This is a genomic window from Methylobacterium sp. PvP105 (assembly GCF_017876975.1).
GTDB classification, from domain to species: domain Bacteria; phylum Pseudomonadota; class Alphaproteobacteria; order Rhizobiales; family Beijerinckiaceae; genus Methylobacterium; species Methylobacterium radiotolerans.
On sequence record NZ_JAGIPA010000001.1, the window covers coordinates 3,472,098 to 3,491,048 of the forward strand.

At 71.7% G+C, this 18,951-nt stretch carries 15 protein-coding genes; 9 read left to right on the forward strand and 6 right to left on the reverse strand.

The genetic code is table 11. The annotated features are described in order from the left end of the window. Positions 1-13: 13 nt before the first annotated feature. The 6 genes from J3A75_RS17015 to J3A75_RS17040 all read left to right on the forward strand — a co-directional run bounded on the left by J3A75_RS17015 (position 14) and on the right by J3A75_RS17040 (position 9,491). Positions 14-1,903 (forward strand): glycoside hydrolase family 15 protein, encoded by a 1,890-nt coding sequence (locus J3A75_RS17015; protein WP_012319272.1) that lies wholly within the window; start codon positions 14-16, stop codon positions 1,901-1,903. Continuing rightward, complete coding sequence (gene tkt / locus J3A75_RS17020; RefSeq protein ID WP_209650524.1) at positions 1,900-3,975, forward strand: transketolase; 2,076 nt, start codon at positions 1,900-1,902, stop codon at positions 3,973-3,975. The genes J3A75_RS17015 and tkt overlap by 4 nt, the downstream gene beginning before the upstream one ends. An 83-nt stretch (positions 3,976-4,058) precedes the next feature. After that, positions 4,059-6,905 carry a bifunctional transaldolase/phosoglucose isomerase gene (locus tag J3A75_RS17025; protein ID WP_070999500.1) on the forward strand — a complete coding sequence of 949 codons (2,847 nt, stop codon included), beginning with the start codon at positions 4,059-4,061 and terminating at the stop codon, positions 6,903-6,905. Positions 6,906-6,960: 55 nt separating this feature from the next. Further along, complete coding sequence (gene gnd, locus J3A75_RS17030; RefSeq protein WP_070999501.1) at positions 6,961-7,938, forward strand: phosphogluconate dehydrogenase (NAD(+)-dependent, decarboxylating); 978 nt, start codon at positions 6,961-6,963, stop codon at positions 7,936-7,938. A gap of 55 nt (positions 7,939-7,993) precedes the next feature. Then, positions 7,994-8,719, forward strand: coding sequence for a 6-phosphogluconolactonase (gene pgl / locus J3A75_RS17035; protein ID WP_012319276.1), 726 nt, complete (start codon positions 7,994-7,996; stop codon positions 8,717-8,719). A gap of 250 nt (positions 8,720-8,969) precedes the next feature. Next, positions 8,970-9,491: a cysteine dioxygenase gene (locus J3A75_RS17040; protein ID WP_012319277.1), complete on the forward strand. Its 522-nt coding sequence runs from the start codon at positions 8,970-8,972 to the stop codon at positions 9,489-9,491. Between the two features lie 22 nt (positions 9,492-9,513). On the opposite strand, the gene J3A75_RS17045 is transcribed toward J3A75_RS17040, so the two are convergent. Together J3A75_RS17045 and J3A75_RS17050 are read right to left on the reverse strand one after the other, a co-directional pair. After that, on the reverse strand, positions 9,514-9,975 hold the full coding sequence (locus tag J3A75_RS17045; RefSeq protein WP_012319278.1) for an Lrp/AsnC family transcriptional regulator: 462 nt from the start codon (positions 9,973-9,975) through the stop codon (positions 9,514-9,516). A 35-nt stretch (positions 9,976-10,010) separates the two neighbouring features. Further along, entirely contained in the window at positions 10,011-11,135 is a 1,125-nt protein-coding gene (locus J3A75_RS17050) for a 2'-deoxycytidine 5'-triphosphate deaminase (protein WP_012319279.1), read from the reverse strand. Between the two features lie 258 nt (positions 11,136-11,393). On the opposite strand from J3A75_RS17050, the gene apaG reads away from it, so the two are divergent. The 3 genes from apaG to speG are packed head-to-tail and all read left to right on the forward strand — an operon-like array spanning position 11,394 to position 13,555. Then, positions 11,394-11,786 (forward strand): Co2+/Mg2+ efflux protein ApaG, encoded by a 393-nt coding sequence (gene apaG / locus J3A75_RS17055; protein WP_012319280.1) that lies wholly within the window; start codon positions 11,394-11,396, stop codon positions 11,784-11,786. A 33-nt stretch (positions 11,787-11,819) separates the two neighbouring features. Further along, positions 11,820-12,989 (forward strand): acetylornithine deacetylase, encoded by a 1,170-nt coding sequence (argE, locus tag J3A75_RS17060; protein WP_012319281.1) that lies wholly within the window; start codon positions 11,820-11,822, stop codon positions 12,987-12,989. A 14-nt stretch (positions 12,990-13,003) separates the two neighbouring features. After that, the gene (gene speG / locus J3A75_RS17065; protein ID WP_024830042.1) at positions 13,004-13,555 is read left to right on the forward strand and encodes a spermidine N1-acetyltransferase; all 552 of its coding nucleotides are present in this window, start codon (positions 13,004-13,006) and stop codon (positions 13,553-13,555) included. A gap of 90 nt (positions 13,556-13,645) precedes the next feature. Here the strand turns inward: speG and J3A75_RS17070 are convergent, their stop codons facing one another. The 4 genes from J3A75_RS17070 to J3A75_RS17085 all read right to left on the reverse strand — a co-directional run bounded on the left by J3A75_RS17070 (position 13,646) and on the right by J3A75_RS17085 (position 18,737). Further along, positions 13,646-14,908, reverse strand: coding sequence for a hypothetical protein (locus J3A75_RS17070; RefSeq protein WP_024830041.1), 1,263 nt, complete (start codon positions 14,906-14,908; stop codon positions 13,646-13,648). Between the two features lie 169 nt (positions 14,909-15,077). Further along, positions 15,078-16,121 carry an Hsp33 family molecular chaperone gene (locus tag J3A75_RS17075; RefSeq protein ID WP_012319284.1) on the reverse strand — a complete coding sequence of 348 codons (1,044 nt, stop codon included), beginning with the start codon at positions 16,119-16,121 and terminating at the stop codon, positions 15,078-15,080. Between the two features lie 277 nt (positions 16,122-16,398). Further along, positions 16,399-17,379 carry an ornithine carbamoyltransferase gene (gene argF / locus J3A75_RS17080; RefSeq protein ID WP_012319285.1) on the reverse strand — a complete coding sequence of 327 codons (981 nt, stop codon included), beginning with the start codon at positions 17,377-17,379 and terminating at the stop codon, positions 16,399-16,401. A 167-nt stretch (positions 17,380-17,546) separates the two neighbouring features. Beyond that, positions 17,547-18,737 (reverse strand): aspartate aminotransferase family protein, encoded by a 1,191-nt coding sequence (locus J3A75_RS17085; protein ID WP_063110169.1) that lies wholly within the window; start codon positions 18,735-18,737, stop codon positions 17,547-17,549. Between the last annotated feature and the right edge of the window lie 214 nt (positions 18,738-18,951).

Genomic DNA, 18,951 nt, shown 5'->3' on the forward strand with positions numbered 1-18,951 from the left:
GAGCCGGGGCCGGATGGCTGCACGCATCGAGGATTACGCGCTCGTCGGGGATTGCCGCAGCGCCGCGCTGATCAGCCGGCAGGGCAGCGTGGACTGGTTGTGCTGGCCGCGCTTCGACGCGGCCGCCCTGTTCACCAGCCTCCTGGGAACCGAGGCGCACGGCTTCTGGAAGATCTTCCCCGAGGCCGAGAACGTCGAGACCCGCTGGTCCTACAGGCCGGGCAGCCTCGTGCTGGAGACCCGCCACACCACGCGCCAGGGCGAGGTCCTGGTCACGGATTTCATGCCGGTCGGCGACGGGGCCCATCTGGTGCGGCTCGTGGAGGGCGTGCACGGGCGCGTCGCCATGCGGATGGAGATGGCGGTCCGCTTCGATTACGGCTCGGCCGTGCCCTGGGTCTCCCGCTCGGAGCTGGGCGACCTGCGCGCCGTCTCGGGCCCCCACAAGGTCGTGCTGCGCACCGACGTCCATCTCAAGGGATCCGACGCGCAGACGACGGTGTCCGAGTTCACCGTCCATGCCGGCGAGAAGCACCGGTTCGTCCTGAGCTACGGCCCCTCGCACGAGGACGATCCGCCCCCGATCGAGCCGCGCAAGGTCCTCGAGGCCACGGACCAGCACTGGCGCGAATGGTCGTCGCGCTGCACCGGCGGCACGCGATGGGACCGGATGCTCCAGCGCTCGCTGCTGACCCTCAAGGCGCTGATCTACGAACCCACCGGCGGCATCGTGGCGGCGCCCACGGCCTCCCTGCCGGAGGGGCTCGGCGGGATCCGGAACTGGGATTACCGCTTCTGCTGGCTGCGCGACTCGACCCTGACGCTGATCGCCCTGATGGACGGGGGCTACATCGACGAGGCGCGCGACTGGCTGGGCTGGCTGCTGCGGGCCGTGGCGGGCAATCCCGAGCAGGCGCACATCCTCTACGGCATCGCCGGCGAGCGGCTGCTGCCCGAGATCGAGCTCGACTGGCTGCCGGGCTACGAGAACTCGCGGCCGGTCCGGATCGGCAACGCCGCAGCCAGCCAGTTCCAGCTCGACGTCTACGGCGAGCTGTTCGACGCGCTCTATCAGGCCCATGCCCGCGGCCTGCCGGTCAGCAAGGACGGGATACGGGTCGGCCTCGCGATCCTGAACCACCTGGAGAAGGCGTGGCGCGAGCCCGACGAGGGGATCTGGGAGGTGCGCGGCGGCCGTCGCCACTTCACCCACTCGAAGGTGATGGCCTGGGTGGCGTTCGACCGGGCCCTGCGCATGCACGAGATGCACGAGAACGGCGCCACCGACGCGCAGGCCGCGCGCTGGCGCGCGATCAAGGACGAGATCCACGCCGAGGTCTGCGCGAAGGGCTTCGACCCCGCCCTCAACAGCTTCGTGCAGTCCTACGGCGCGAAGGCGCTGGACGCGAGCCTGCTGCTCATCGCCCATACCGGCTTCCTCCCGCAGCACGATCCCCGGGTGGTCGGCACCGTGGAGGCGATCGGCAAGGGGCTGATGCGGGACGGCTTCATCCTCCGCTACGAGACCGAGGGTCAGACCACCGACGGGCTGACCGGGACCGAGGGGGCTTTCCTCCCCTGCACCTTCTGGTACGTCGACAACCTCATCGGCCTGGGGCGGCGCGACGAGGCCGGGGCGCTGATCGAGCGCCTGATCGGCATCTGCACCGATCTCGGCCTCGTCAGCGAGGAATACGACGTGCAAGCCAAGCGTCTTGTGGGTAACTTCCCTCAGGCGTTCACCCACGTCGCCCTCGTCAACACGCTCCTCAGCTATACGCGCGGCGAAGGGCCGGCGGATCGGCAGGGTGGTAAGGCCAACGGAGCTCCTCCCGCCGTCCTACGGCAGCGCGAAGCCGCGAAGCGGACCGCGCGAGGCGAACTGGAAGACGCGACATCATGAGCGGTGCTGACACTCCCGCCAAGGCGGCCCTCGCTGAGATCGATACGCTCAGCATCAACACGATCCGGACGCTCGCGATCGACGCGGTGCAGAAGGCCAATTCCGGCCATGCCGGCGCGCCCATGGCGCTGGCGCCGGTCGCCTACACCCTGTGGAACCGCTACCTGCGCTATGACCCGGCGCATCCGCACTGGCCGAACCGCGACCGGTTCGTGCTGTCCTGCGGCCACGCCTCGATGCTGCTCTACGGGCTCCTGCACCTCGCGGGCGTCGCCGAGAGCGACGGCGGCAACGCCCCGGCGGTGTCGCTGGAGGACATCAAGGAGTTCCGCCAGCTCGACAGCCGGACCCCGGGCCACCCGGAATACCACTTCACCACCGGCGTCGAGACCACCACGGGCCCGCTCGGCCAGGGCGTCGCCAACTCGGTCGGCATGGCCATGGGCAGCCGCTTCCTCGGCCAGCACCTGAACCGGCCGAACCTGCCGCTGTTCGACTACAACGTCTACGCCGTCTGCTCGGACGGCGACCTCATGGAGGGCGTCGCCTCGGAGGCCGCCTCGCTGGCCGGCCACCTGCGGCTCGCCAACCTCTGCTGGATCTACGACGACAACACCATCACCATCGAGGGCCACACGGAGCTGGCCTTCGGCGAGGAGGTCGCGACCCGCTTCCTGGCCTACGGCTGGCAGGTGCTGCGCGTCGCCGACGCCAACGACGTGCACGCGCTGGCGGGCTCGATCGAGACGTTCCTCGCGACCAACGACCGGCCGACGCTGATCATCGTCAAGTCGGTGATCGGCTACGGCGCGCCCAAGAAGCAGGGGACCTCGAAGGCCCACTCGGACGCGCTCGGCGAGGACGAGGTGAAGGGTGCCAAGCGCGCCTACGGCTGGCCGGAGGACGCCCAGTTCCTCGTGCCGGACGGCGTGCAGGAGAACTTCCGCGATGGGATCGGCAAGCGCGGCGCCGGCCTCTACGACGCGTGGCAGGGCCTGCTCGCCAAGGCGAAGGAAGCCGATGCCGCCCACGCCGAGGACCTGAACGCCTTCCTGGAGGGCCGCCTGCCGGAGGGCTGGGACAAGGACATCCCGGCCTTCGAGCCGGACGCCAAGGGCCTCGCCACCCGCGAATCCTCCGGGAAGGTGCTGAACGCCATCGCCCAGCACGTGCCGTTCCTGCTCGGCGGCTCGGCGGACCTGGCGCCGTCCAACAAGTCCAACCTGACCTTCGAGGGCGCGGGCTCGTTCGGCCCGTTCTCGCCGGGCGGCCGCAACCTGCATTTCGGCGTCCGCGAGCACGCCATGGGCTCGATCGTGAACGGGCTCGGCCTCTCCGGGCTGCGGGCCTACGGCGCGACCTTCCTGGTCTTCGCCGACTACATGCGCCCGCCGATCCGGCTGGCCTCGCTCATGGAGCTGCCGGTCTTCCACATCTTCACCCACGACTCGATCGGCGTGGGCGAGGACGGGCCGACCCACCAGCCGGTGGAGCAGCTCCTGTCGCTGCGCTGCATCCCCGGCCTCGTCACCCTACGCCCGGCCGACGCCAACGAGGTCGCCGAGGCCTACCGGGTGATCTTCACGCTCCGGAACCAGCCGGCCGTGCTCGCGCTGTCCCGCCAGCCGCTGCCCACGCTCGACCGTACGAAGTACGGCGCGGCCTCGGGCACCGCCAAGGGCGGCTACGTGCTCGCCGACTGCGACGGCACGCCCGACGTGATCCTGCTCGCCTCGGGTTCCGAGGTGCAGCTCTGCGTCGGCGCCTACGAGGCGCTGAAGGCCGAGGGCGTGAAGGCCCGGGTCGTGTCGATGCCGTCCTGGGACCTGTTCGAGCGGCAGGACCGAGCCTACCGCGACGCGGTGCTGCCCCCCGCCGTCAAGGCGCGGGTCGCCGTCGAGCAGGGCAGCGTCATCGGCTGGGACCGCTACGCCGGCTCCGAGGGCGCGGTGATCGGCATGCACACCTTCGGCGCCTCGGCGCCGATCAAGGATCTCCAGACCAAGTTCGGCTTTACCCCCGAGAAGGTCCTGGACGCCGCGAAGGCGCAGGTGGCCAAGCATAAGAAGTAGCCCGGGGGCCTGCTCTCCCGCCCAGTCGGGGCGGGAGAGCGCGTTCGGGCGCGAGTACGCGGTACGCGAGACGAGGAATCGACATGAACGCGCTCAAGGCCCTGCACGACGAACAGGATCAGGCGGTCTGGCTCGACTTCGTGGCCCGCGGCTTCATCGCGAAGGGCGAGCTGAAGCAGCTCGTGGAGCGCGACGGCCTGCGGGGCGTCACCTCCAACCCGTCGATCTTCGAGAAGGCGATCGGCCACTCGGACGAGTACGACGACAGCCTCAAGGCGGTGCAGGCGACCGGCGACAGCCGCGTCATCGACCTCTACGAGGGGCTCGCCATCGCCGACATCCAGGCGGCCGCCGACGTGCTCCGCCCGGTCTACGAGGCGAGCGACGGCGCGGACGGCTACGTCAGCCTGGAGGTCTCGCCCTACCTCGCCCTCGACACCGAGGAGACGTTGGCCGAGGCGCGGCGCCTGCACAAGGCGGTGTCCCGCGACAACCTGATGGTCAAAGTCCCGGCGACACCGCAGGGCATCCCGGCGATCCGGCAGCTGACCAGCGAGGGCATCTCGATCAACGTCACCCTGCTGTTCTCGCAGGAGGCCTACGAGGCCGTGGCGCGCGCGTTCATCGACGGGCTGGACGAGCGCGCGAAGGCCGGCCACGACGTCTCGCGCATCGCCAGCGTGGCGAGCTTCTTCATCAGCCGCATCGACGTGCTGGTCGACAAGCTGCTGGACGAGAAGATCGCGGAGGCCAACGACCCCGACGAGAAGATCGCCCTGGAGCAGCTCAAGGGCAAGGTCGCGATCGCCAACGCCAAGCTCGCCTACCAGCGCTACAAGCGCATCTTCGCCGAATCCAAGTGGACGGCGCTCGCCGAGAAGGGCGCCAAGGCGCAGCGGCTGCTCTGGGCCTCCACGGGTGTGAAGAACAAGGCCTATTCCGACGTCCTCTACGTCGAGGAGCTGATCGGCCCGAACACCGTCAACACCATGCCGCCCGCCACCATGGACGCGTTCCGCGACCACGGCGTGGTGCGGGCGACGATCGAGGAGGACGTGCCGGGCGCCGAGGCCGTGATGGCCAAGCTCGCGCGGACCGGCATCGACATCGAGACGATCGCCGAGCAGCTGGTTCGCGAGGGCGTGCAGCTCTTCATCGACGCCGCCGACAACCTGCTGGGCGCCGTCGCCGGCAAGCGCGCCGCGCTGCTGGGGCACCGGCTCGACGGCCAGAGCCTCGCCATGGACGACACCCTGGCGGCCGAGGCGAAGAAGGCCGTCGAGTCCTGGCGCGCCAGCGGGTCGATCCGCCGGCTCTGGGCGGGCGACGCCTCGGTCTGGTCCGGCCACGACGAGGCGAACTGGCTCGGCTGGCTGCACATCGTCGAGGAGGAGCTGGAGAAGGCCGCCGACTACGCCGCCTTCTCCGACTGGGTGAAGGCGCAGGGCTTCACCGACGCCGTCGTGCTCGGCATGGGCGGGTCGAGCCTCGGCCCGGAGGTCCTGAGCCTGACCTACGGCCAGCGCGAGGGCTTCCCCAAGCTCCAGATCCTCGACTCGACCCACCCGGATCAGGTGCGCGCCCTCGAGGCGAGCATCGACCTGGGCAAGACCCTGTTCATCGTCGCCTCCAAGTCCGGCTCGACGCTGGAGCCGAACGTCTTCCGCGACTACTTCCTGGCCCGCGCCAAGGACGTGCTCGGCGACCGGGCCGGCGACCATTTCGTGGCCGTGACCGATCCCGGCTCCGACATGGAGCGCGCCGCGCAGAGCGATAAGTTCAAGAAGATCTTCTACGGCGTGAAGCAGATCGGCGGGCGCTACTCGGTGCTCTCGGCCTTCGGCCTCGTGCCGGCCGCCGCCATGGGCCTCGACGTGAAGGCGCTCCTCGAGACCGCCCGCATCATGGTCCGCTCCTGCGGCCCGGCCGTGCCGCCGGCCGTGAATCCGGGCGTCCTGCTGGGCACGGCCATCGGCGCTGCGGCGCTCGCCGGCCGCGACAAGGTGACGATCGTCGCCTCCCCGGCGATCGCGAGCTTCGGCGCCTGGGCCGAGCAGCTGATCGCGGAATCGACCGGCAAGCAGGGCAAGGGCCTCGTGCCGGTGGACGGCGAGCCGGTCGGCGTTCCGGCGGTCTACGGCCACGACCGGTTCTTCGTCTACCTCCGCCTCGACGGCAACGCCGAGGCCTCGCAGGACGAGGCCCTGCGCGCCCTGGAGCGGGACGGCCACCCGATCGCCCGCATCACCCTCGACTCGATCGAGCAGCTGCCGCAGGAATTCTACCGCCTGGAGATGGCGACCGCGGTGGCCGGCGCGGTGATCGGGATCAACCCGTTCGACCAGCCCGACGTCGAGGCCAGCAAGGTCGAGACCAAGAAGCTGTTCGCCGAGGCCGAGGCGAAGGGCGCCCTCCCCGCCGAGACGCCGCTCTTCTCCGACGACGCGATCGCGCTCTACGCCGATCCGCGCAATGCCGAGGGTCTGCCGCAGGCGACCGACGGCCTGGAGGCCGCGCTCAGGGCGCAGGTCGCGCGGCTCAAGGACGGCGATTACCTCGGCCTGCTCGCCTACGTGCCGCGCGATGCCGAGGCCGCCGGCATCCTCCAGGAGGCGCGGATCGCCGTGCGCGACGCCCGCAAGGTGGCGACCTGCCTCGAGTTCGGGCCGCGGTTCCTGCACTCCACCGGCCAGGCCTACAAGGGCGGCCCGGATACCGGCGTGTTCCTGCAGATCACCGCGGATCCGTCGCAGGATCTCCCGATCCCGGGCCGGTCCCTCGGCTTCGCCACGGTGGTGGCCGCGCAGGCACGGGGCGATTTCGCCGTGCTGGCCGAGCGCGGCCGGCGGGCGCTGCGGGTCCACATCAAGGGCGACCTCGAGGCCGGGCTGAAGCGCGTCGCGGCCGCCCTCAAGGCCGCGGTGGCGTAGGCGCACCTTTCCCCCTCCCCGGTTTCAGGGAGGGGAGACTCTGAGGAGATCGGCAATGCAACTCGGCATGATCGGCCTCGGCCGGATGGGCGGCAACATCGTCCGGCGCCTCCTGCGCGACGGGCACACGGCCGTGGTGTTCGACCAGAACCCGGCGGCCGTCGCCGCCCTGGTCGAGGCCGGCGCGGTCGGCGCGTCGAGCCTGGAGAACCTGGTCTCGAAGCTGGAGGTGCCGCGCGCGGCCTGGGTGATGCTGCCGGCCGGGGCGATCACCGAGCAGACCGTCCAGGCGCTCTCGGGGCTGATGCAGGCGGACGACTGCATCATCGACGGCGGCAACTCGTTCTACGGCGACGATGTCCGCCGCGGGGTCGCCCTGAGGGAGAAGGGCCTGCACTACGTGGATGTCGGCACCTCGGGCGGCGTCTGGGGCCTGGAGCGCGGCTACTGCATGATGATCGGCGGGGACAAGGAAGCCGTCGACCGCCTCGACCCGATCTTCAAGACCCTGGCGCCCGGCGTCGGTGACATCCCGAAGACGCCGAACCGCGAGGGGCGCGACCCCCGCGCCGAGCAGGGCTACATCCACGCGGGTCCGACCGGCGCCGGCCACTTCGTGAAGATGGTCCATAACGGCATCGAGTACGGCCTGATGCAGGCCTACGCGGAGGGTTTCGACATCCTCCGCCATGCGAATTCCGCGGACCTGCCGGCCGAGCGCCGCTTCGATCTCAACATGGGCGACATCGCCGAGGTCTGGCGCCGCGGCAGCGTCGTCTCGTCCTGGCTCCTCGACCTGACCGCCCAGGCGCTCGCGGGCGACGAGCAGCTCACCGACTTCTCCGGCTACGTCGAGGATTCGGGCGAGGGCCGCTGGACCATCAACGCCGCCGTCGAGGAGGGCGTCCCCGCGACGGTGCTCTCGGCCGCCCTCTACCGCCGCTTCCGCTCCCGCGAGCACGCGAGCTACGCCGACAAGCTGCTCTCGGCGATGCGCAAGGGCTTCGGCGGTCACCAGGAGCCGAAGGGCTGAGCGGGACGCCCGCGGACCGCCCCGTCCGACCCCCGAAGCCGCAGGGCCCGAACCCATGAGCCTTCCCGTCGGAACGCACGTCCTGAAGGATCCGGAGGCGGTCGCCCGCGAGGCGGCCGAGCGGATCATCGTGGCCTGCGGCGAGACTCGGTCCGAGCGGATCGCGCTCTGCCTCTCGGGCGGCTCGACCCCCAAGGTGCTGTACGGCCTGCTCGCCGGGCCGGATTACGCGGCCCGGGTGCCGTGGGAGCGGATCCACTGGTTCTTCGGGGACGACCGCGCGGTGCCGTGGGACGACCCGCGCAGCAATGTCCGGATGGTCCGGGAAGCGTTCGGCCGCGGATCCCGGATCCCGCCGACGCATCTCCACTTCATCCCCTCGGACGCGGGCCCCGAGGCGGGCGCCCGCGCCTACGAGCGGACGCTCCTCGACTTCTACGGCGCCGACAGCCTCGATCCGGCCCGCCCGCTGTTCGATCTCGTGCTGCTCGGCCTGGGCGAGGACGGCCACACCGCCTCGCTGTTTCCCGGCAAGCCCGCCGTCGACGAGACCCGGCGGCTCGTCGTCGCCGTGCCGGAGGCCGGCCTGGAGCCGTTCGTCCCCCGGATCAGCCTGACGTTGCCGGCGCTCGCGTCTTCCCGGCACGTGCTGTTCCTCGTCACCGGTGCCGGCAAGCGGACCCCGCTGGCCCGGCTCGCCGCGGGCGAGGCGCTGCCCGCCGGCCGCGTGACCAGCACCGGCGCCGTGGCGTGGTTGCTGGACGAGGCCGCGGCCGGCTGAGGCCGGCTGCCGCTCCCGCGTCCCGCGGCGGGACCCTCCGCGCGGGTCCCGCCGCGTCGTCCGGGTGGACGCGCCGGCGTCGGGCTCGCGGGGTTCTCCGCCCTCGCGCAACGCGGTTTCTCGCGGCCGCGCTTTCGCGCAATGACTTTGCCGCACCGGGCGATATCGGGTGCGAGAACGCAACCCGCCCACGCAGGACCTTGGGTACTCTTCGCGCAGCCTCGTGAAGGGCACCGAAGGAGACTGGCCGATGCCGCAGACCGCGACCCCGAACGACGTCGAGGCGATGCTGGCGAACCTCGCCCGCTCCGCGGGCCGGTCGCCGGAGGCCTACCTGGCCTCGGCCCGGTCCACCCTGGTCCGCATCCTGGCGCAGCCGGACCTGCTCGACCCGTCGCGGCTGGTCGGCCAGGGGCCCGGCCTGAGCCGGAACCTCCTGTTCGGCACCGAGGCGATCAGCGTCTGGGCGATGGTCTGGGCGCCCGGCACGGTGACGCCGGTCCACGACCACCACTGCTCGTGCTGCTTCGGCCTGTTGCGCGGCAGCCTCCGGGAGACGTGGTACCGCCCGATCAGCGAGACCCACGCCGTGGCGACCATGGACGCCGTCCGCGAGCCCGGCTTCGTCGCCTGCATGATGCCCACGGGGCCGAACCTGCACCGGATCGCCAATGACGGGCCGGAAGCGGCCGTCTCGATCCACGTCTACGGCTACGACCACCGGGCGCAGGACTCGTCGATCCACCGGACCTACGCGGTGGCGGCGGGCTGAGCCCCGCCGCAGCGCGGTCGCCTCACGCCACGTAGATCGTCGGGACGGCGGTCGTGTACTTCATCTCCTCCATGGCGATGGAGGAGGACAGATTCGAGAAGTCGAGCTTGGCGATGAGGCGCTGGTAGACCGCGTCGTAGGCCTCGATGTCGGGCACGACGATCCGCAGCAGGTAGTCGATCTCGCCGGTCAGGCGCCACGCCTCGACGATCTCCGGGAAGCCGGCGACCACCCGCCGGAAGGCGTCCGACCAGTCTGCGGCGTGGCGCGGCGCCTTCACGGCCACGAACACCGTGGTGGGGACGTTGACCTTGCGGCGATCCACCAGGGCGACCCGGCGACGGATCACTCCGGACGCCTCCAGCTTCTTCACCCGCCGCCAGCACGGCGCCGCGCTGATGCCGACCTGCTCGGCGAGCTCGGCCACCGGGAGCGTCGCGTCCTGCTGGAGGAGATCGAGGATCTTCCGGTCGACGGCGTCCATGCGATCGCTGCTCCCGTCTGCGGGTCCGGGCCGGACTACAGGGCGAAATGCTTCGAGAGCTTGAGCCCCTGGGCCTGGTAGTTCGAGCCGGCCCCGGCCCCGTAGAGCGTCTCCGGCAGGTCGAGCATCCGCTCGTAGACGAGGCGGCCGACGATCTGCCCGTCCTCCAGGAGGAACGGCACGTCGCGGGAGCGGACCTCCAGCACGGCCCGCGCGCCCGCCCCGCCCGCCCCGGCATAGCCGAAGCCCGGGTCGAAGAAGCCCGCGTAGTGGACCCGGAACTCGCCCACCAGGGGATCGAACGGCACCATCTCGGCGGCGTGGTCCGGCGGGACCTGCACGGCCTCCTTCGACGCCAGGATGTAGAACTGGCCGGGGTCGAGGATCAGGCTGCCCGACCCGTCGGCGGCGAGGGGCTCCCAGAAATCCGCGGCCCGGTGGCGGCCGGGGGCGTCCACGTCGACGAGGCCGGTGTGGCGCTTCGCCCGGTAACCCACGAGGCCGTCGAAGCCGGCGAGGTCCACCGAGACCGCGACGCCGCCCTGGAAGGACGGGCTGCCGGCGTCGACCAGGGCCGAGCGGGCGTGCAGCAGGCCGAGCTCGACCTCGGTCAGCCGCGGCGCCCCGCGGCGGAAGCGGATCTGCGACAGCCGCGAGCCGCTGCGCACGAGGACCGGGAAGGTGCGCGGCGAGATCTCCGCGTAGAGCGGCCCGTCGTAGCCGGGCTCGACCTGGTCGAAGGCCTCGCCGCGGTCGGTGATCACGCGGGTGAAGACGTCGATGCGCCCGGTCGAGCTCTTCGGGTTCGCGGCCGCCGCGAGATCGGCCGGCAGGGCGAGGCTCTCCTGGAGCTCCGCGATGTAGACGCAGCCCGTCTCCAGGACGGCGCCCGGGCGCAGGTCGACGGCGTGCAGCGACAGCCGGTCGACGCAGGCCTGGACCGTCCGTCCCGAGCCGGGCAGGAAGCTCGTCCGAACCCGGTAGGCCTTGGCGCCGAGGCGCAGGTCGAGGCTCGCGGGCTGGATCTGGTCGGGTGCGAAGGGGCTCGCGGTCCGGATGCCGCCCGCCTGGGCCAGGGCGGCGATCGCCTGGGCCGGCAGAATGCCGGATCGGCCGTCCGCGCTCGACTCGGCGGCTCCCGTGGCTGCGCCCGCGTTCATCGCGCCCCTGACTCCTTCGCGCGCCCCGGCCGGTCCGCGTCACTCCGATCAGCGTTGTCCGTCGGGACCCGCTAACGCGGGCTTAACCGCTTCCGCAGGCCGCGTCATGCCGGCGCCGCGCCCCGCCGGGGGGCCGGCGTCGCGCGAGGTAGTCCGCCGCAATTGACGACGATTCCGCCGCCCACTACCACCGGCCGGGAAGCGCGTTCCATTCGGCTTCAGCGAGTCGTACCGTCCGAAGAAGGGCCAAACAGGGCGATGTACAAGGCCGAGACGCGGGGAATAAGTGTGACGGTTCAGTCTCGTTTCGTCGAGGAGGAGTCCTCGCCGACCGAGAGCCGCTACTTCTTCGCCTACACGGTCGAGATCGTGAACAACGGCAGCGAGCAGGTCCAGCTGCGCTCGCGCCACTGGCGGATCATCGACGGCCACGGCGCCTGCCAGGAGGTGCGCGGCACCGGGGTGGTCGGCAAGCAGCCGGTGCTGGAGCCGGGCGAGTCCTTCTGCTACACCAGCGGCTGTCCGCTCAACACGCCCGACGGGTTGATGGCCGGCAGCTACACCATGGCGACGGTGGCCGGCGAGAGCTTCGAGGCCGAGATCCCCGCCTTCTCCCTCGACAGCCCGCACGTCCGCCGCAGCCTGCACTGAGGTCCCGGCCGGGGCCTCGCCCCGGAGGAATCCATGTCCGCGACCGGCGAGCGGCTGAGCCCGCTCGACATGCTCGCCCGCCTCGTGTCCTTCGATACGGAGAGCGACAAGTCCAACCTCGCCCTGATCGACGCCGTCAGCGCCTATCTCGACGGCTGGGACGTCCCGTACCTGCGTCTCCCGAACGCGGCGGGCGACAAGGCCGCCATCCTCGCGACGGTCGGCCCGATGGTCGACGGCGGCGTCGTCCTGTCCGGCCATACCGACGTGGTGCCGGTGACGGGCCAGGCCTGGACCAGCGACCCGTTCACCCTGCGCGTCGCCGACGGCCGGGCCTACGGACGGGGCGCGGTCGACATGAAGGGCTTCGACGCGCTGGCCCTAGCCCTGGTGCCCGACATGATCGCCGCCGGCCTGAAGCGGCCGATCCACATCCTGCTCTCCTACGACGAGGAGACGACCTGCCTCGGCTCGATGGACGGGATCGCGCGGTTCGGCGACGGCCTGCCCCGCCCGGCCGCGGTGATCGTCGGCGAGCCCACCGGGATGGAGGTGGCGGACGCCCACAAGAGCATCGTCACCTGCCTCACCACGGTCCACGGCCACGAGGCCCATTCCGCCCGCCCGGCCCTCGGCGCGAACGCCGTGTCGGCCGCCTGCGACCTCGTCGCCGGCCTCAACCGGATCGCCGACCTGATGATCGAGCGCGGCGACCCGTCCGGGCGGTTCGATCCCGCCTCGACCACGGTCCATGTCGGGACGATCCAGGGCGGCACCGCGCGCAACATCCTCGCCAAGGAGTGCCGCTTCCTCTGGGAGTATCGCGGCCTGCCCGATCTCGACCCGGCCGAGATCCCGCGGCTCTTCGCGGCCGAGGTCGAGCGGGTCACCCGCGAGCGCCTCAACCGCTACGGCGCGTACGGGCGGATCGAGACGCTGGAGGAGGTCGACATTCCGGGCCTCGCTCCGGAGCCGGGCTCGGAGGCCGAGCGCCTCTGCCTGCGCCTCGCGGGACGCAACCGCACCGTCGCGGTCCCCTACGCCACGGAGGCCGGGCGCTTCCAGGCGGCGGGTCTCCCGACGGTGGTCTGCGGCCCCGGCGACATCGCCCAGGCGCACCAGCCCGACGAGTTCATCACCCTCGATGCCCTGGGCCAGGGTGAGCACTTCCTGCGCAAGCTGATCGAGGTGGGTGCGTCATGAATGCGGTGACCGGTATCACCATCAAGCTGCGCCCGCTGGAGCGGGAGGACCTGCGCTTCGTCCACCAGCTCAACAACAACGACAGCATCATGCGCTACTGGTTCGAGGAGGCCTACGAGTCCTTCGCCGAACTGCAGCAGCTCTACGAGCGCAACATCCACAATCAGACCGAGCGGCGCTTCATCGTGGCCGACCCGAGCGGGGAGCCGGCCGGGCTGATCGAGCTCGTCGAGATCAACCACCTGCACCGGCGCTGCGAGTTCCAGATCGCGATCCACCCGAGCTTCCAGGGCCGCGGCTACGCGTGGCAGGCCACCCGGATCGCCATGGATTACGCCTTCAGCGTGCTCAACATCCACAAGCTCTACCTGCACGTCGACCGGGACAACGCCCGGGCCGTGCGGATCTACGAGCGCTGCGGCTTCCACCCGGAGGGCGTGCTGAAGGACGAGTTCTTCGTGAACGGGCGGTATCGCGACGCCGTGCGGATGTGCCTGTTCCAGCCCGAATATCTCAGGGCCCGCGGCGGCGGCGGCGACATCGCGGAGCCCGTCTTGAAGGCCTGAACCGGGTCCCGTCCGCCGCCCGCGGGCGCCGTCGACCCGAGACGACGAGGGGGAGGAGCCGGTCGGCTCCCCCCCCCAAGCTCACGCTTTTCAGTTGCGGCCGGCACCGCCCGCCTGGCCGCCGGCCCGGCCGGCGCCCTGGGCGCCGCCCATGGCGCCGTTGCCGCCCGTGCTGCCGCTCATGCCGCCGCGCTCCGCGCCGCCGGTCCGGCCGCCCTCGGCGCCGGACTTCATGCCGCCCTGCTGGCCGCCGCGATCCGACGCGTTGCGGATGCCGTCCTGCTGGCCGCCGCGCATGTCGCTGTTGCGCACGCCGTCGTTCTTGCCCTCCTGACGGGACGCCTTGTCCATCCCGCGATCCTGGCCGCGGTCGTTGCGGTCCGTCCGGCCGTCGTTGCGGCCCTCGTTGCGCGACGCGTTGCGGATGCCGTCCCGCTCGCCGCGATTGTCGAAGCGCGCCCCGGCGCGCTGCTCGGAGCGGAAGCTCGCGCTGACCGCGCCGCCGCCGCTGAGGCGCCGGTACTCGGCCGACCCGTAGCGCACCCGCTGGCCGCGGATCGTCACGTAGCGGTCCTCCTGGACCGAGACGAGGCGGCGGTACTCGGGCGAGCCGTAGAGCACCCGCTGGCCCCGGATCACGACGTAGCGCGCGCGCGGGCCGGTCTCGCGGACGCTGACCAGGCGGCGGTACTCGGGCGAGCCGTAGAGCACCCGCTGGCCGCGGATCACGACGTAGCGCGCGCGCGGGCCGCGGTTCTCGGTGACGACGAGGCGGCGATACTCCGGCGAGCCGTACACGACCCGGCGGCCGCCGATGAACACGTAGCGGCCCTCGCGGCGGAAGCCGCCCTCGACCCGCTCGGACCGGACATCCGTCCGGCTCACGTCCGTCCGGCCGCGGAAGTCGGTGCGGTCGGCGCGACGGTCACCGCGGCGGTCGCCGCGATCGGCACGCGCGCCGTCGCGATCCCCGCGCTCGTCGCGGTCGGCGCGATCGCCGCGGCGGTCGCCCCGCTCGGCGCCGGCCCTGTCCTGAGCCGTGCGATCCTGGGCCATGCGATCCTGGCCCGAGCGGCCCTCGCCGCCGGCCTCGCGGCCCTGCGCGGACCGACCCGCCTCGGCGCCGGAGCGGTCGGACGCCGCCTGGCGACCGCCCTTCATGTCGCCCTGCATGCCACCCTGCGCGCCGCCCTGCATGCCGCCGCGGTCGCCGCCACCGGCCTTCATGCCGGACTCGGCGCCACCCTGACCGCCGCGACCGCCCATCCCGGCGCCGCGATCGGCGCCACCCTGCTGGGCATAGGCCGAGGTGCTGATCAGCAGCGCGGCCAATCCGATCGACAATTTCCGCATGGCGTACCCTCCAATGTTGAATCTGCCACGCAACGTCAAAGGTCGCGAAACGGTTCAGCCTGGAGGGCTCAAAAATTTACGCAACGAATACCGATCTTCGTGCGTTTCGCGCGGAAAAGCTTGGCCGTAGACGCGGGCATGCTGGTCCGCAGGCCCGCTGTCCTGCGCTCTACTGGCTCGGCTGTCCGGCGATCTCGGCCTCGACCTCCTGGGGATCGAGGTCGTAGCGCCGGGAGCAGAACTCGCAGGTGATGACGATGCGCCCGTCATCCGCCACCATGTCGTGCCGTTCCTGCGGCGAGAACGAGCGGATCATGCCCATCACGCGCTCCCGCGAGCAGCGGCATGTCTCCTGGACCGGCTGACGGTCGAACACCCGCACGCCGCGCTCGTGGAACAGCCGGTAAAGCAGCCGCTCGCTGGACACGTGCGGATCGACCAGCTCGTGGTCCTCGATGGTCGCGACCAGCGAGCGGGCCTCGACCCAGGCATCGTCCTCCGGCGCCTCCCCCGAGAGATGCGCGTGGCCCTCCGGGATGTCGCCCGGGGGCAGGTCGGCGAGGCGCGCCCGGTCCACCGACTGGGGCAGGAACTGCACGAGCAGGCCGCCGGCCCGCCAGCGCCCGGCCCCCTCCTCCACGGCCTCGGCCACGGCGAGGCGCACCTGCGTGGGGATCTGCTCCGACTGGCGGAAATACTGGTGCGCGGCCTCCTCCAGGCTCTGGCCCTCGAGGGCGACGACGCCCTGGTAGCGGCTCGCGGCGGTGCCCTGGTCGATGGTCATGGCGAGATGGCCGGTGCCGATCAGCTCGGCATCCTTGAGCGGCCCGGCGCCGAGGGCGGCGACCCGCTCCGGCTCGAACCGCGCGGTGGCGCGCAGCCGGTCCGGGGCCTCGAAATCGACCACGATCATCGCGACCGGACCGTCGGTCTTGGTCTGGAGCTGGAACCGGCCCTCGAACTTGAGCGAGGAGCCGAGCAGCACCGTCAGCGCCGCCGCCTCGCCGAGGAGGCGCGCCACCGGGTCCGGGTAGCCGTGGCGGCGCAGGATCGTGTCCACGGCGGGACCGAGCCGGACGACGCGCCCGCGCACGTCCAGCGCCTCGACGGCGAAGGGCAGCACGGCGTCGTCCGCGCCGGCGTGGCCGTTGCCGGCATTCTCGGCCCGCGACTGGGATGGCGACTGGGGGTGCGACTGCGTTCCTGAGGTCATGCCCTCTCCGATCGATGCGTCCGGCCTCTCGTGCCGGCAGAGCGTGGATCCGTCCTCCCGGGGGCCGGGCGGCGTGAGGCGATGACCTTGGCGGAGCGATCGGATCCCTCACCCCGTCCAGCCCGGAGCGGGAGCGGCGGCGCAGCGCGCCCCGTTCGTCGCCGGGATGCCGCCTTCCGGCGGCCGCGATGGGGAGACGGACGGCACGGGCCGCCCGCTCACGCCTATATGGTGCCCCGACCCCGCGAGCGCGAGGCCGGACGTGGCGACCGCGGGCTCAGAGCCCGCTGGCGCCCAGGCACCAGGCCAGGATGCCCTTCTGCGCGTGCAGGCGGTTCTCGGCCTCGTCGAACACCACGGAGCGCGGGCCGTCCATCACCTCGGCCGTCACCTCCTCGCCGCGGTGGGCCGGGAGGCAGTGCATGAAGATCGCGTCCGGGTTCGCCGCCGCCATCAGCGCGTCGTTGACCTGATAGGGGCTCAGCAGGTTGTGCCGGTGCGCCTCGTCGTCGTCGCCCATCGACACCCAGCAATCGGTGACCACCGCATCGACGCCGTCCACGGCCGCGAAGGCGTCGGTGGTGACGTGGACGTCGGCACCCTCCTGCTGCGCCCAGGCGAGGAGCGCCGGCGGCGGCGCGAGTTCCGGCGGGCTCGCGATGTTCAGGGTGAAGTCGAACCGGGCGGCGGCGTGAACCCAGCTCGCCAGCACGTTGTTCGCATCGCCCGACCACGCGACCTTGCGGCCCCGGATCGGCCCGCGATGCTCCTCGAAGGTCAGCACGTCGGCCATGATCTGGCACGGGTGCGAGACCTTGGTCAGCGCGTTGATCACCGGGACGGTGGCGTACTCGGCCAGCTCCAGCATCTGACCGTGGTCGAGGATGCGGATCATGATCGCGTCGACGAAGCGCGAGAGCACCTGCGCGGTGTCGCCGATGGTCTCGCCGCGGCCGAGCTGCATCTCGGAGCCGGTGAGCATCAGGGTCTCGCCGCCGAGCTCGCGCATCGCCACGTCGAAGGAGACGCGGGTGCGGGTCGAGGGCCGGTCGAACACCATGGCGAGGGTCTTGCCGGTGAGCGGGCGCTCGGCAGCCAGCTCGCCCTTGCGGCGGCGCGCCTTGATGGCGGCGCTGGCATCGAGGACCCGGCGCAGCTCCGCCCCGGAGAAATCCTTGAGATCGAGGAAATGACGAGGGCCGGCACCGTTCAGGTGCCTGGCCGGGGCGTGTGCCCGGCCGTCAATCTGGGCTTTCATCGCGTCACAATACTAGAGTCTGCTCAACGATCACCTGATCATGAACCGCACTCTACCTCCTGGCAGGGGCATCTCCGTCACGCGCGGCGGGATCGACCGCGCCCGGAAATGCTTCGGGCCGCCCTCCGGGATCCGGGGGGCGGTGTTCTCAATCGCGCGGATCGATCCTACTCGGCCGCGCCGCGCACGGCCTCGAAGCCGGACGCCGCCGCGTCCAGGCGGCGGACCGCCTCGTCGATCTCGGCCTCGCCGATGGTCAGCGGCGGCAGCAGGCGGACGATGTTGTCGCCCGCCGGGATGACCAGCAGGTGGGCGTCCCGCGCGGCGGCGGCGAAGTCGGTGTTCGGCACGCCGAGCTTGAGGCCGAGCATCAGCCCCTCGCCGCGGATCTCCTGGATGACGTGCGGGTGGCGGTCGCGCAGGGCCGCGAGCTTCTGCTTGAGCAGCAGGCCGGACCGGGCGACGCGCGCGAGGAAGCCCTCCTCCAGCACCACGTCCAGCACGGCGTTGCCCACCGCCATGGCGAGCGGGTTGCCGCCGAAGGTGGTCCCGTGCGTGCCGGCGGTCATGCCGCGGGCGGCCTCGCGGGTCGCGAGGCAGGCGCCGAGCGGGAAGCCGCCGCCGATGCCCTTGGCGACGCTCATGATGTCCGGGGTGATGCCGGACCATTCGTGCGCGAACAGCCGGCCCGTGCGGCCGACGCCGGTCTGGACCTCGTCCATGATCAGCAGGAGGCCGTTGGCGTCGCAGATCTCGCGCAGCCGGCGCAGGTCCGCGTGGGGGATCTCCCGAACGCCGCCCTCGCCCTGGATCGGCTCGATCATCAGCGCCGCCGTCTCCGGCCCGATCGCCGCCTCGAGCGCCGCCCAGTCGCCGGCCGGGACCTGGTCGAAGCCCTCGACCTTCGGACCGAAGCCCTCGATGTACTTCTGCTGGCCGCCGGCCGCGAGCGTCGCCAGCGTCCGCCCGTGGAAGGCGCCCGCGAAGGTGACGATCCGGTAGCGCTCCGGCTGCCCACCGGCCGCGTGGTACTTGCGGGCGATCTTGATCGCCGCCTCGTTCGCCTCCGCGCCCGAGTTGCAGAAGAACACCACGTCCGCGAAGGTCGTGTCGACGAGGCGTTGCCCGAGGCGCTCGCCGCCCGGAATCTGGAACAGGTTCGAGGTGTGCCAGATCTTGCTCGCCTGCTCGGTCAGCGCGCCGACGAGGTGCGGGTGCGCGTGGCCGAGGCCGTTCACCGCGATGCCGGCGCCGAAGTCGAGGTATCGCTCCCCGCCCTCCGTCACGAGCCAGGCGCCCTCGCCGCGCTCGAAGGCGAGCGGCGCGCGGACGTAGGTCGGCAGAAGGGCTGACGTCACGGGTCCCATCTCCGTTTCACGCAGGATCCCGGAGCGAGCGTTGAGCCGGCTCCAAATGAAAGTGCCGCCTCAGTCCTGGGCGGCACGCGCGCGATTACTATGAAAGAGCCGCCGCCTGTCAACGTTTCAGTGCCCGGCGGACCCGCCGGGCAGCCCTGCACGCGGCACCGATAGGGCTGATCTCGACGGTCAAGCGGCGGCGGTCTCGCCCCGG